Source organism: Aeromonas bivalvium, from assembly GCF_000819765.1.
GTDB classification, from domain to species: domain Bacteria; phylum Pseudomonadota; class Gammaproteobacteria; order Enterobacterales; family Aeromonadaceae; genus Aeromonas; species Aeromonas bivalvium.
The window spans coordinates 214,331-226,916 of sequence record NZ_CDBT01000063.1 but is presented as its reverse complement, the minus strand read 5'-3'; the positions used below and the strand labels follow the sequence as shown (position 1 = coordinate 226,916).

General features: G+C 62.5%; 14 protein-coding genes. 8 read left to right on the top strand and 6 right to left on the bottom strand.

Annotated elements, in window-relative coordinates; translation table 11 throughout:
• Positions 1-141: 141 nt before the first annotated feature.
• Entirely contained in the window at positions 142-1,086 is a 945-nt protein-coding gene (locus tag BN1119_RS19125; RefSeq protein WP_042002010.1) for a D-2-hydroxyacid dehydrogenase, read from the top strand.
• An 88-nt stretch (positions 1,087-1,174) separates the two neighbouring features.
• On the opposite strand, the gene mepM is transcribed toward BN1119_RS19125, so the two are convergent.
• Positions 1,175-2,512: a murein DD-endopeptidase MepM gene (gene mepM, locus BN1119_RS19120; protein WP_042002008.1), complete on the bottom strand. Its 1,338-nt coding sequence runs from the start codon at positions 2,510-2,512 to the stop codon at positions 1,175-1,177.
• 259 nt (positions 2,513-2,771) lie between these two features.
• On the opposite strand from mepM, the gene BN1119_RS19115 reads away from it, so the two are divergent.
• On the top strand, positions 2,772-4,073 hold the full coding sequence (locus BN1119_RS19115) for a LapD/MoxY N-terminal periplasmic domain-containing protein (RefSeq protein ID WP_042002006.1): 1,302 nt from the start codon (positions 2,772-2,774) through the stop codon (positions 4,071-4,073).
• Positions 4,070-5,011, top strand: coding sequence for a TAXI family TRAP transporter solute-binding subunit (locus BN1119_RS19110; protein ID WP_042002003.1), 942 nt, complete (start codon positions 4,070-4,072; stop codon positions 5,009-5,011). Before BN1119_RS19115 ends, BN1119_RS19110 begins: the two co-directional genes overlap by 4 nt.
• Here BN1119_RS19110 and BN1119_RS19105 read toward each other — a convergent pair.
• Both BN1119_RS19105 and znuA read right to left on the bottom strand, forming a co-directional pair.
• Positions 5,006-5,680, bottom strand: a complete 675-nt coding sequence (locus BN1119_RS19105; RefSeq protein ID WP_042002000.1) for a transglutaminase-like cysteine peptidase — start codon at positions 5,678-5,680, stop codon at positions 5,006-5,008. The genes BN1119_RS19110 and BN1119_RS19105 overlap by 6 nt on opposite strands.
• Positions 5,681-5,727: 47 nt before the next feature.
• A complete protein-coding gene (gene znuA / locus BN1119_RS19100; protein ID WP_042001998.1) occupies positions 5,728-6,669 on the bottom strand; it encodes a zinc ABC transporter substrate-binding protein ZnuA in 942 nt (313 codons plus the stop codon).
• 93 nt (positions 6,670-6,762) lie between these two features.
• Between znuA and znuC the strand changes: the two genes are divergently transcribed.
• A complete protein-coding gene (gene znuC / locus BN1119_RS19095; RefSeq protein WP_042001994.1) occupies positions 6,763-7,527 on the top strand; it encodes a zinc ABC transporter ATP-binding protein ZnuC in 765 nt (254 codons plus the stop codon).
• A gap of 20 nt (positions 7,528-7,547) precedes the next feature.
• A complete protein-coding gene (znuB, locus tag BN1119_RS19090; RefSeq protein ID WP_042001991.1) occupies positions 7,548-8,327 on the top strand; it encodes a zinc ABC transporter permease subunit ZnuB in 780 nt (259 codons plus the stop codon).
• Between the two features lie 118 nt (positions 8,328-8,445).
• Here znuB and BN1119_RS19085 read toward each other — a convergent pair whose 3' ends face one another.
• Positions 8,446-9,339 carry a LysR substrate-binding domain-containing protein gene (locus BN1119_RS19085; protein ID WP_042001988.1) on the bottom strand — a complete coding sequence of 298 codons (894 nt, stop codon included), beginning with the start codon at positions 9,337-9,339 and terminating at the stop codon, positions 8,446-8,448.
• Positions 9,340-9,429: 90 nt separating this feature from the next.
• Here BN1119_RS19085 and BN1119_RS19080 point away from each other — a divergent pair, with 90 nt between their 5' ends.
• A complete protein-coding gene (locus BN1119_RS19080; RefSeq protein WP_042001986.1) occupies positions 9,430-10,287 on the top strand; it encodes a DMT family transporter in 858 nt (285 codons plus the stop codon).
• Here the strand turns inward: BN1119_RS19080 and BN1119_RS19075 are convergent.
• A complete protein-coding gene (locus BN1119_RS19075; protein WP_042001983.1) occupies positions 10,284-10,874 on the bottom strand; it encodes a uracil-DNA glycosylase family protein in 591 nt (196 codons plus the stop codon). The genes BN1119_RS19080 and BN1119_RS19075 overlap by 4 nt on opposite strands.
• A gap of 101 nt (positions 10,875-10,975) precedes the next feature.
• Here BN1119_RS19075 and rarD point away from each other — a divergent pair, with 101 nt between their 5' ends.
• A complete protein-coding gene (rarD, locus tag BN1119_RS19070; protein ID WP_042001980.1) occupies positions 10,976-11,899 on the top strand; it encodes an EamA family transporter RarD in 924 nt (307 codons plus the stop codon).
• A gap of 42 nt (positions 11,900-11,941) precedes the next feature.
• Positions 11,942-12,301 carry a GIY-YIG nuclease family protein gene (locus tag BN1119_RS19065; protein WP_042001978.1) on the top strand — a complete coding sequence of 120 codons (360 nt, stop codon included), beginning with the start codon at positions 11,942-11,944 and terminating at the stop codon, positions 12,299-12,301.
• 59 nt (positions 12,302-12,360) lie between these two features.
• Here BN1119_RS19065 and pspG read toward each other — a convergent pair whose 3' ends face one another.
• Positions 12,361-12,576 carry an envelope stress response protein PspG gene (gene pspG / locus BN1119_RS19060; protein WP_042001975.1) on the bottom strand — a complete coding sequence of 72 codons (216 nt, stop codon included), beginning with the start codon at positions 12,574-12,576 and terminating at the stop codon, positions 12,361-12,363.
• Positions 12,577-12,586: the final 10 nt, after the last annotated feature.

Genomic DNA, 12,586 nt, shown 5'->3' with positions numbered 1-12,586 from the left:
AAAATGTGGGGCAGATTGTAGCCCACGGGGGGCGCGGCGAAAACGAAAAAGCGAGCTGGTCGACTTTGTTGCCCTGGCAAGTCGCGTAAGATGAAGGCAGCGGCTCCTGTCCCCGCCGCATGCCTTATGAGGAATTCGCCAATGAGCCAACGTACCCTGCTGCTGCTCAGTCAGGACAATGCCCACTATCAGCGCCTGCTCCAGGCTGCCCGCCTGCCCCATCTTCGCATTCTGCGCGCCGACACCCCAGCCGAGGCCGAGTCGCTCATCGGCGAGGCGCACATACTGCTGGCCGAGCCCGCTCGCGCCAAACCCCTGCTGGCCAAGGCGAACAAGCTCAGCTGGCTGCAATCCAGCTATGCCGGGGTCGATGTGCTGCTCGACAGCCGCTGCCGCCGTGACTATCAGCTCACCAATGTGCGAGGCATCTTCGGCCCGCTGATGAGCGAATATGTGTTCGGCCAGCTGCTCAGCCTGACGCGCCAGCTGCCGCGCTATCGCGAGCAGCAGACGCAGCGGATCTGGCAGAGCCATCCCTATCAGGGCCTGAAGGGCAAGACGCTGCTGATCCTCGGTACCGGCAGCATAGGCCAGCATATCGCCCAGACCGGCCGCCATTTCGGCATGCGGGTACTGGGGGTGAGCCGCAGCGGCCACGAGCGGGCCGGGTTCGACGAGGTCTATCAACTGGCGGCCCTGAACCGCCTGCTGGGACAGAGCGACGTGGTCGTGAGCGTGCTGCCCGCCACCCGCGAGACTCATCACCTCTTCACCCGGGAACGCTTCGCGCACTGCAAGCCCCAGAGCATACTGTTCAACGTCGGCCGGGGCAGCGCCGTCCACACCCAGGATCTGCTCGACGCCCTGGCGGCCGGCAAGCTGGCCCACGCCGTACTGGACGTCTTCGAACAGGAACCCCTGCCCGATGACAACCCGCTCTGGTCGACCCCCAACCTCATCCTGACCCCGCACAACAGTGCCTACAGCTTCCCCGAGGACGTGGCCCAGATCTTCGTGCGCAACTACATTCGCTTCCTCGATGGTCAGCCGCTCGATGGCCGCATCGATTTTGACAAGGGTTACTAAGGCCCTGCCAAGCCTGGGCTAACTCTTCCCCATAAAGCAAAAAAGAGCCCGGACGGGCTCTTTTTCGTGATGGCCATACCGGCGGGGATCAGCTCGCCGCCAGCTCTTTTCGATAGCCTTGTACCTTGGCGAGGAACTGGCGCTTGGCCTTGCCGCTGAGGGGCTCGGCCATCGGCAGTTTGACCGTCATCGGATTGACCGGGCGATTGTTGATCCGCACCTCGTAGTGCAGGTGGGCACCGGTGGAGCGGCCCGTGTTGCCAGAGAGGGCTATCTTGTCCCCCATCTTCACCTTCTGCCCCGGTTTCACCAGCAGCTTGCTCAGGTGCAGGTAGCGGGTCGTCAGGGTGCGGCCGTGCTTGATGACCACATAGGTCCCCGCCAGGGGGTGACGGGTCGCCTTGAGGACGACACCGTCCCCCGTCGCCAGCACAGGGCTGCCGATGGGCATGGCGAAGTCGGTCCCTTCGTGGGGGCGCACCAGGCCCGTGATGGGATGGCGACGCGCCGGGTTGAAGGTGGAGCTGATGCGATAGCGGCTATGGGTCGGATAGCGACGGAAACCGCGCTCCAGGCTCTGGCCCTCGGCATCGTAATAATTGCCATCTTCCGCCAGCCAGGCGGAGAAACGCTTGCCCTTGCTCAGCACCTCGACCCCCAGCAGCTGGCTGTTGCCGGTATTCTTGCCCTGGACGGTTTCCTGCTGCATCAGGACCTTGAACTTGTCACCCTTCTTCAGATCGCTGGCAAAATTGAGGCGCCACTGGAACAGGTTTGCAATCTTCTTGATGTGGCTGGCCGGCACCCCGGCGTTGCGCGCACTGACATAGAAGCTGCCATTGATGACACCATCGAAGCCTCGCTTCTGCCACTCCACCGCCTCGGTGATCATGTTGACGCTGTAGTTGTCGTCGACACGCTTGAACTCGAGGGATTGCTTGATATTGAGGCGGATCTTCATCTCTTGCAGGATGTTGTCCTGATCGATGAGAAGCTCTATGTTCTGCCCCGGCTTGAGCCGGGCCAGGTTGTTCTTGCCATCGGCATCGAGCACCTTGTAGAGGGTGGTCGTCGACAGACCCAGGGTGTTGAAGATGGTGGTGAGGTTTTCCCCGTTGCGCACCCGGTAGTCCTGCCACTCGGGACCGGTATCGGCGGGGATGTCATCATCGGGCAGCGCCGGATCCATCAATTCATGGTCCGGGATGGCGTTGAATTCCGTGTTGTCTTCATTGGTGGCGGTGCCGCTGGTCGAGATCGGCAACTCGAGACGCAAGGGGCGCTCCAGAATATCGCCAGGCGCAGGCAATATGGCCACCGCAGACAGGGTCAGCCCCGTCAGCAACAACATGGCATAGAAATGTTTGCGGGGAACCGGGGGTTCCCAGTTGGCAGCACTCGCCACCAAGGGACGAAGACGTTTCATCCGCTTTCCTGTCATTAGTTCTGAGAGTGTTATCGGGTCAATTCGTTGTTATTAATTTGCATAAAGCTGCACATTTGACCCTGCATAACCTGAAAAGTTCACTGCAATTCGCACCAGAATCACATTTTATTCATAACAGGCACGCTTTGGCAGAAAAGATCACCCTCTTTCTGCCATTTTTTCCTACTTTTAAGAACCAGATCAGATCCTGATCGCCTCTGACCCGCCCATGTTGCTTAACCTTGTCCAGGGAGTGGCTATGTCGTTAGCAAAATTGTTAAACGGGATCATCATCATCTTGTTCCTGATTGGCGCCGTACTCTTGTTCATGCTGGAAATCACCACGGTGCGACAATCTATCCTCGACCAGATGTCGGCCAATCTTGAGACCGCCATTACCGCCCTCGGTCTGGTGCTTCAAGGTACCCTGCTCAACGAGGACAAGGTGCTGGCGGAGACCATAGTCAACGCCATGTTCGACGGCGGCTTCGTCAGCGCCATCACCCTGATAGATCCGGATGGCCAGATGTTGTTTCACAAGGTCTTTGCCAGCACCCAGCAGAACGTCCCCGCCTGGTTGCCCCACCTCATCGCCATGCCCCCGGTCAAGGTCGAGCAGGAGCTGACCGATGGTTGGCGCATACTGGGCAGCCTGACCCTGGAAGGGCACAGCGGTTATGCCTACCAGCATCTGTGGGGCGCCATCAGCCGCACCGGCCTCGCCCTGCTTGCCGGCCTCCTGGTGTTCAGCCTGCTCATCCCCTGGATCTGCCATCGCCTGTTGCGTCCCCTGGTCGAGATCAATCAACAGCTCGATCTGGTGCGTAAACACCACTACGGTTCTGAGCTGCCCACTCCCTGGCTCAAGGAGCTCAAGGCGGTGGCGGGTTCGGTCAACCAGCTGGTCTCGGAGCGCAAACGGGACATGCTGCAACAGAGGCTCAAGATCGCCCAGCTCGGCAAACAGCAGGAAGCGAGCAGCCATCTGCCGCTGCTCAACCTGCGCCCCCTCGATGAGGGGTGGCAGCAGCAGCATTTCTATTCCACCCAGGGCGACATCTTGTTGTATCGCCGCCTGCTGCCCCTTAAGCCATTCTCGTGCGAGACCTCCATCACGGCACTGCAACAGGCCGTGACTGACTGGCTCGACCGTGGCCATGATGGACTATCCCTGCCCCTGAGCCTGCTCGCTCATGAAGAGTGGGATCTGCTGGCGACAACCCTGGCCGGGGTGCCCAAGGGACGGGTCATCGACTGGCGCTGGGATCTGGCCACCCTGCCGGCCAATGGGGTCATCGCCTTCATGGCGCTGGAGCGTGCCGGGGTGGCGCAGGCCTTCAGTGCCATTCCCCTCAACAACGAGGTGCTGACCCTGCTCGATCCCGTCAAACCCACCTTCATCAGTCTGGCCGTCACCAACGCCCCCCTCTACTGGAACCTGGTCAGCCAGAACCTGCATGGCTCAGGCTATACGGTGCTGGCCGAGGCCAGCTCCATCACTGACAGCGACATACTGAGAGCCTGGGGTATCGATGGCTATGCCGCGGGAGCATCATCATGAAGATCTGGTCTCTGCTGCCCCTGATACTGGCCCCCTCCCTTCAGGCCGCCTCCCCGCTCAAGATAGACACGGGCTCGGAGCAAGGCATTTACTATCAGATGGCCAAGGAGTTTTGCCGACTGGCCCATGAACAGGATGAGGACATGCGCTGCCAGCCCAATGCGACATCCGGCTCGCTGGAGAATCTGGACCGACTGGCAAGAAAGAAGAGTGATTACGCCATCGTCCAGTCGGACTGGCTGTACCAAGCCAGCAAGGGAGAAGGGGCATTTGCGGGGGCCCCCCAACCCGGGCTGAAGAGCCTGTTTGCCACCCACGCCGAACCCTTCACCCTGATGATACGCGCCGATGGCGATATCACCCGCCTGGAGCAGCTCAAGACGGCTCCTATCGATCTGGGTCTCAAGGGATCGGGCACGCGCAAGACGGCTCTGGCCCTGATGGCCGTAGTGGGATCACGGGAGCAGGATCTCGATCTCAAGAGCGTGGGCAACGTGGCCGAAGCCCTGTGTGACAAGCGGATAGATGCCGTCGCCCTCGTCATCGGCCATCCCAACCGCATGGTGCTCGATGCGGCCAAACGCTGCCCCATCACCTTCATGGCGATCGAAGGGGCTGTGCGTGACCAACTCATCAAGGGCCGCCCCTATTATCAACCCAGCCGGATCCCGGCGCGGATCTATCCGGGCAATACCAAGCCCGTCCCCACCTTCGCCATCGCAGCGACTCTGGTTAGCCGGGAAGATGTATCGGAAGCGGACGTTTACCGACTCACCAAGGCCATGCTGGGCCAGCAGATCCAGTTCAACGAACAGACCTATGGTTACGCCAACCTGTTTCACCGGGCGCGCAACAAGACGGGCGCCGTGCTGATGGCGCCCCAGCATGCCGGGGCGGCTCGCTACTTCGCCGAGCTCAAGGCGGCGGGAAAACTATAGCTGGCGACGGGGGGATCGCAGGTGCTCGCTGGAGAAGCGGCTCTTCATGGAAGTCCATTGTGCCAATCTGTCGGCGCTGCCCGCCAGGGTGCCTTCCCGACGTGACTTCATGACCCAGATGCTCTTGGCATCGAAGCTGTAGACAGGGATCAGGTCGGTGCGCTGACTGCCGGGGAGGATACGGCCATTGATGTTGTCCAGCACCAGAGGGTCTGACTTGGGCGTCGGGAAGTAAAGCGTCACCATGTGAAACTGGTTGAACTTCACCGCCTTGACATAGGCCAGCCTCAGTTTCTTCTCCTCCACCCCCAGCTCCATCAGGGTGTAATACTTGGCGATGCTGTAATCCTCGCAATCCCCTCCCCTGGCACCGATGAACTCGATCGGGTTGGCCCAATAATCATCCATGCCCCACAGCCTGGGATCCACGCTATAGGTAAGGTTATTGAAGTAATTGTTTACCAAGGTAATTTTCTGTTGATCCGTGGTGCCGGCCCGAGGGCTCAACAGGCGGGCATAGGCCTGCGCCCGCTTCACGGCTCCCTGACCATACACATCCGCCAGCTTCGCCTGCAACTGGGGATCCGCCAGGTAAGTGGATAACTGGGAGGCGTGCAGCGGCGCACTGGCCAGCGCAACCCCCCATAACATCAGAGCAATCCGGTTCATGCACGACTCTCCGCAATAGGGCTGGAGGTCAGTATAGACCCCTGGGTCTATCGGCACTGGCCGAAGGCATCGGCCAATTGCTGCATGAAACTGGGATAGGCATCCGGCCCCAGGGCGACCGTTTCACCCACCTCATCGAGCAGCAGCACCTTGGCGCCGGTATTGCGGGCCACCGACTCGATCACCGCCGGCGAGAATTGCGGTTCGGCATAGATGCAGCTCGCCTGTTTCTCTTCCAGCGCCTTGCGGATCTCCACCAGGGTCCTGGCGCCGGGGCGACGCTCCGGGCTCACGGTGAAATGGCCCTTGGAACTCATGCCGTAGTGACGCTCCCAGTAACCATAGGCCTCATGGAACACGAAATAACCCTTCTGGTTGACCGCCTTCATCTGCTGGGCGATCACCTTGTCCTTGGCATCCACCTTGGCATCGAACGTGGCCAGGTTGGCGGTGTAGCGGGCCTGATTGGCCGGGTCCAGCTTGCCAAGCTCGGTTGCGATCGCCTTGGCAATCACCTTGGCCTGGGTCGGCCCCAGCCAGAGATGGGGATCCACTCCCTCGTGGTGATGCCCCTCATGGCCTTCATCATGGCCACCGTGCTCATGGGCGGCATGCTCATGCTCATGCTCATGCTCATGCTCGCCATCATGATGGGCGCCCTGGGTCGCGTAGTTGAACAGCGGCATCCCGGGCACCTGGGTCAGGGTCACCACATGGGGATGACTGGCCAGCGGCTTGGCCATGAAGCCTTCCAGTTCGGGGCCGACCCAGACCACCAGATCGGCCTTGTTGATGGTGCGAACATCCGATGGGCGCAGGGAAAAATCATGGGGAGAGGCGCCGGTGGGCAACAATACCTGGGGTTCACTCACCCCATCCGTGATGGCGGCGGCGATGAAGCCCAGGGGTTTGATGGTCGTCAGTACAGTGGTGGCGCGCACCGGCAGGCTGACCACGAACAAGGCGGTGAGCAGGGCAAGAATTCGCATAGGGATCTCGTCAGGACAGATGAATGTGATAATATAACAGAAAACCGGACTGTTATATTATAACTCTCATTGCCTGTAAACCCCGGAGCTGTCATGACCCAACTGGTGGAGCTGAAGGAGATCTGTCTCTCTTTCGACGGGCGACTCGTGCTCGACAAGGTCTCCTTTACCCTCAACAAAGGCAAAATCACCACCCTGGTCGGCCCCAACGGCGCCGGCAAGAGCACCCTGAGCAAGCTGGTGCTTGGCCTGCTCAAGCCGGACTCGGGGCACATAGTGCGCCGTGGCGGCCTGCGGATAGGCTATGTGCCCCAGCGACTCTATCTGGACCCCACCCTGCCGCTGACGGTGCGCCGCTTCCTCCAGCTTGGCAAGAATGGTCGCCTCTCCATCGAAGAGGCCCTGAGCCGGGTCGGCGCCCAGGATCTGCTGGACAACCGGATGCAGAAACTCTCCGGCGGCGAGATGCAGCGGGTGCTGCTGGCCCGCGCCCTGCTGGTCAAGCCCGAGCTGCTGGTGCTGGACGAACCGGTGCAGGGGGTGGATATCACGGGCCAGATAGAGCTCTACGCCCTCATCAGCCAGCTGGCCGCCGAGTTTGACTGTGCCGTGCTGATGGTCTCCCACGACCTGCACCTGGTGATGGCCAGCACCCACGAGGTGATCTGCCTGAACGGCCACGTCTGCTGCCACGGCGAGCCCGAGAGCGTGGCCCGTCATCCCGAATTTGCCCGCCTGTTCGGCCGACCGGAGCGGGAGGTGCTGGCGGTCTACACCCACCATCACCACTGCGACGGCGAACACCATCATCATGAGCCGCAGGCCCCCGTCATCCGCCTGCCCGCTCGCAAGCAATAAGCACAGCTAAGGACATTCAAGTGGACAGCTTTCTGTTATATGCCCTCGCGGCCGGCCTCGGCATCGCCCTGCTGGCCGGGCCGCTGGGCAGCTTCGTGGTGTGGCGCAAGATGGCCTATTTTGGCGACACCCTCTCCCATGCCTGCCTGTTCGGCATCGCGCTCGGCATACTGCTGCAGGTGGATCTCACCCTGGCGGTGGTGGTCTGCTGCCTCGCCATGGCCATGCTGCTGGTGATCATGAGCCGCAACCAGCAGGTAGCGACCGACACCCTGCTCGGCATCCTGGCCCACAGCGCCCTCTCCCTTGGCCTGGTCACCCTGAGCTTCATGGACAATGTACGGGTGGATCTGATGGCCTACCTGTTCGGCGACCTGCTCTCGGTGCAGCCCATGGACTTGCTCTGGATCTACGGCGGCGGCGCCCTGGTGCTGCTCACCCTGTGGCGGCTCTGGGATCCCCTGCTCTCCATGACCATCTCGGAAGAGCTGGCCAGGGTGGAAGGGGTGCGGGTGGATGTACTGCGCTGCGTGCTGATGCTGCTGATAGGCCTGGTGATCGCCGTGGCCATGAAGTTTGTCGGGGCGCTGATCATTACCTCCTTGCTGATCATTCCCGCCGCCACCGCCCGCCGCTTCAGCCAGACCCCGGAGCAGATGGCCGGCTTCGCGGCCCTGATCGGCTGTCTGGCCGTGCTGGGGGGCCTGACCCTCTCCTGGTTCCAGGATACCCCTGCGGGTCCGTCTGTCGTGGTCTGCGCCACCAGCCTCTTTATCCTGAGCCAGTTCAAGAAAGCCTGAGCCTGGGATGGCCTGAACCTCATTGTCAGGCCACCCCAGATCCAGTCCCCTCGATCGTGGTCTGCGCCACCAGCCTCTTTATCCTGAGCCAGTTCAAGAAGGCCTGAGCCTTTCCCGTTCAGGGGAGAGGCAGGCTCTGGCGCGTCTCCAGCAGCAACCACTGGCGCAACCGGCTGATGGCCGCCTCATGGGCTCGCCCCCGCTTGCAGGTGAAGTAGAAGGCATCCCCCGTCTCCAGCTGATGCACCGGCAGGCGCACCAGCTGGGGATCGTCCGGGGGCACCATGTAGTCGTTCACAAAGGTCACCCCCTGACCCCAGGCCGCCGCCTCCACCGCCATCAGCATGTGGCTGAAGTGGTGCATGCGCACCGTCTCCGGCACCCCCATGGCGCCCGCCTCGGCCCAGCGCTGCCAATCCTCCCCCCGGGACTTGTAGATGGATTGCACCGAGAGCAGCGGCAACTGCCAGATGGCATCCGGCCAGTCGCCGCTCGCCTGGGCCAGCAGCTTGCGACTGCAGACGGGGAAGAGCCGCTCCTGATAGATGAGGGTGTGGCTGTAGCCTCGCGCGTTGGGACACACAGTGATGAAGCAGTCCGCGATCCGATCCGAGAGCACGGGATCTTCGGCCACCATCTCCAGGCTCAGATCCAGCTCGGGACACTGCTGGCGCAGCCCGGCCAGGCGCGGGATCAGCCACTTGACCGCGAAGGAGCTGTAGACGGCGAGTCGCAACTGCATCTGGGCCCCGCCCCGCAACTGTTCGCTGCTCTGGGCTATCTGGCCGAGCCCGGCGGCGATCCCCTCGAAGTAGAGCTCTCCCTGGGGGGTGAGGGAGAGCAAGCGTCCCTGGCGCAGCAGCAGTCGCTCCCCCAGAAAGTCCTCAAGCAGGCGGATCTGGTGGCTGACCGCGCTCTGGCTGACGTTCAGTTCCAGGGCCGCACGGGAAAAGCTCAGCAGGCGGGCGACCACTTCGAAATATTGCACGGCGCGCAGGGGCGGCAGCTTCATTATCTATAAATCTCATGGATGGTGTTTTTTTATCATTTTACCCAATAGTCAGCGTCCCGCTACCCTGAGTCCATCAAGTGAGGAGACTGTATGAATTCAGTGGCGGCAGGCATGGTCTATCTGGTACTCGGCAACCTGGTTGCCGTCTTCTCCGACGCCCTGGTCAAGGTGCTGGAGCCAGATCAGCCCATCTTCCAGTTCGTCTTCTTTCGCCAGCTCTCGGCGGCCTTGCTGCTGGCGCCCTGGCTGCTCTGGTCCTGGCGGCGCAACCCGCCGGTGGCACTCAAGTGGCATCTGCTGCGGGCCCATATCTGGGCGGTCGGCGTCTGCCTCATGGTGGTGGCCCTGACCCAGCTGCCGCTGGCCACCGCCAACGCCCTCTTCTATGCGGCGCCGCTGCTGATGGTGCCGCTGGCGGTCTGGCTGGCGGGAGAAGCGTTGTCACGCCAGAAGGTGGCGACGGCCCTCATCGGCTTCGTCGGCGTGCTCATCGTGCTGCGGCCGACCGAGGTGAACTGGGCCGCCCTGGCGGCGCTCGGGGTGGCGCTCTCCCTGGCCCTCAACAACCTGCTGATCAAGCGGATCCCCCTCAAGCAACCCATCGCCCAGACCCTGTTCTTCACCAATGTGCTGAGCATGCCCTTGATCCTGGCGTTGGCCTGGTGGGAAGGGGGCGACTGGCAATGGCAGATGTGGTGGCCCGCCTTCGGCTCCTCGGCGCTGATCATGGTCTATGCGGGCTTGTGCGTGCTGGCCTATCGCAAGGCGGAGGCGAGCAAGATCGCCTCGGCGGAATACACGGGTCTGCTGGCGGCGGTCGCCATCGGTGCCTGGCTGTTTGACGAGCAACCCGGTCTGCCGCTGCTGCTGGGCTGCCTGTGCATCATCATTCCGCTGGTTGCCATGGCGCGCGGCAAGTCAAAACCCCAGGCAGAACCAGCGCTCTAGCCAGCCGGGTCAAGCAGCGGGGCAACCCGCTGACGCAGATGGGGGACCACCTCCTGCTCGAACCAGGGATTCTTCTTGAGCCAGAGGGTGTTGCGCGGGGAAGGATGGGGCAGCGGCAGCCAGCCGGGGCCGTAATCGCGCCAGTATTGCACCGTCTCGGTGAGGCTCCCTCTGGCCGCCTCCCGCAGGTAGTAGCGCTGGGCGTACTGGCCGATGAGCAGGGTCAGCTCGATACGGGGCAGCAACATCAATACCTTGTCGTGCCAGGTGGGGGCACATTCCGGGCGCGGCGGCAGATCCCCCGACTGGCCGCGGCCCGGGTAACAGAGCCCCATGGGCATGATGGCGATGCAGGACTCGTCGTAAAAGGTAGCCTTGTCCACCCCGAGCCAGTGGCGCAGGCGATCGCCGGAAGGGTCGTCCCAGGGGATGCCGCTGGCGTGTACCCGGGTACCGGGGGCCTGACCGATGATGAGCAGACGAGCATGCTCGCTGCCGCGGATCACCGGCCTGGGCCCGAGCGGCAGGTGGGCCTCGCACAACCGGCAGGCCCGGATCTGTTCAAACAGGATATCGAGTCGGTTCATGGCGCCGATAGTAACAGAGTTTTCCCCCGCATCCGCTTGTGCAAGTCGTACCGGCTGCCTATGATGCGCCCCAATTTGTTTAATTTAATAAACGAACGACGATGAAAAACGGCTTGGGGACGGGCAGCGCGGCCCTCTCATTCGTGCTGTGGGGCCTGCTGCCCCTCTATTACCAGTTCATGCCCGAGGTCAACATGTGGGAACTGCTCTCCCACCGGGTGCTCTGGTCTGTTGTCCTGCTGGGCGCCCTCTTCCTGCTGCTCGGGGTGCGGATCCCCTGGCCACGTCTGCGCAGCGAGCCCCGCCAGCTTGGTCTCATCCTGCTGGCGGGCCCCGTCATGTCCATCAGCTGGTGCATGTTCACCTGGTGCCTGACCACGGGCCAGGTGCTGGCCACCAGCCTTGCCTTCTTCATGACGCCCCTGTTCAACATCGCCTTTGCGGTGATCTTCCTGAAAGAGCGGCTCACGGTACAGAAACATCTGGCGGTCGCCCTGGCCCTGTCGGGGCTGGCCTACATGCTGTTCTCCTACGGCGAGCTGCCCTGGTTTTCCCTGATCATGGGGGCCAACTTCGCCCTCTATGGCCTGCTCAAGAAGAAGGTGCATTACGGGCCGAGCACCAGTCTCTACCTGGAGTCCCTGGTGCAGCTGCCCCTGGCCCTGCTCGTGATAGGCTGGCTCGGCTGGCAGGGGAGCAGCACCTTCCTGGCTGGGGACTGGGCCGATCGCCTGCTGCTGATGGGCAGCGCCCCCGCCACCCTGCTGCCGGTGGGCCTGTTCTGCTACGGCATGCTCAGAACCAGGATGAGCACGGTCGGCCTGTTGCAATACATAGAGCCGAGCCTCGCCTTCCTGCTCGCCCTCTTCTGGTTTGGCGAATCGCCGGATCCGGTGAAATCCGTGGGCTTCGCCTTCGTCTGGGCCGGCCTGCTGGTGAGCCTGCTGCCCTTGCACAGGCTGCGCCAGGGCAAGGCCTTCCCCCCTGAGGCTGCCCCCTTGCCCGAGGCGCCACAAGATAGATAATGGCCTTCACAGCCCCGCCGGGGCACTTGCACGGGAGCCACAATGAGTCACACCCCGCCCGATGCGCCGCAGGCCGCCGGCGGCCCCTGGTTCATCTACATGGTGCGCACCGGGAGCGGCAGCCTCTACACCGGCATCAGCACTGACCCCGAGCGCCGACTCGGTCAGCACCAGAGCGGTCGAGGGGCCCGAGCCCTGCGTGGCAAGGGGCCCCTCGCCCTGGCCTGGTGGCAAGCGGTCGGTGAGCATGGCGCGGCCCTGCGCCTGGAGTACCGCCTCAAGCGGCAGAGCAAGGCCAGCAAGGAGGCCCTGATCCGGCAACCCGAACGCTGGCAAGCCCTCAGCCAGCAGTGGCTGCTCACCCAGGGAGCCGGATCATCAACAGAAAGGCCACCGCCATGATGTGGATCCGGGCGGTGGCCAAGGCAGGACAGGTGTCACCCCAGGAGAAGGATGTCGACTCAGCGATAGCCCTGACTGCGGCGCCGGTTGCCCAGCAGCCAGTAGATGACCAGGCCCAGGACAAGCCAGGGGGCCAGCTTGAACACCAGCCCTATCATGCCCGCCAGGGCGCCAAACAGCATGAAGACCCCGCTCACCACCACCATGGCCAGCACGGTGAACCCGGCCATGGCCATCACGATCAGCACGGCCAGCAAGACCAAGCATTCCAACATAGTCACTCCT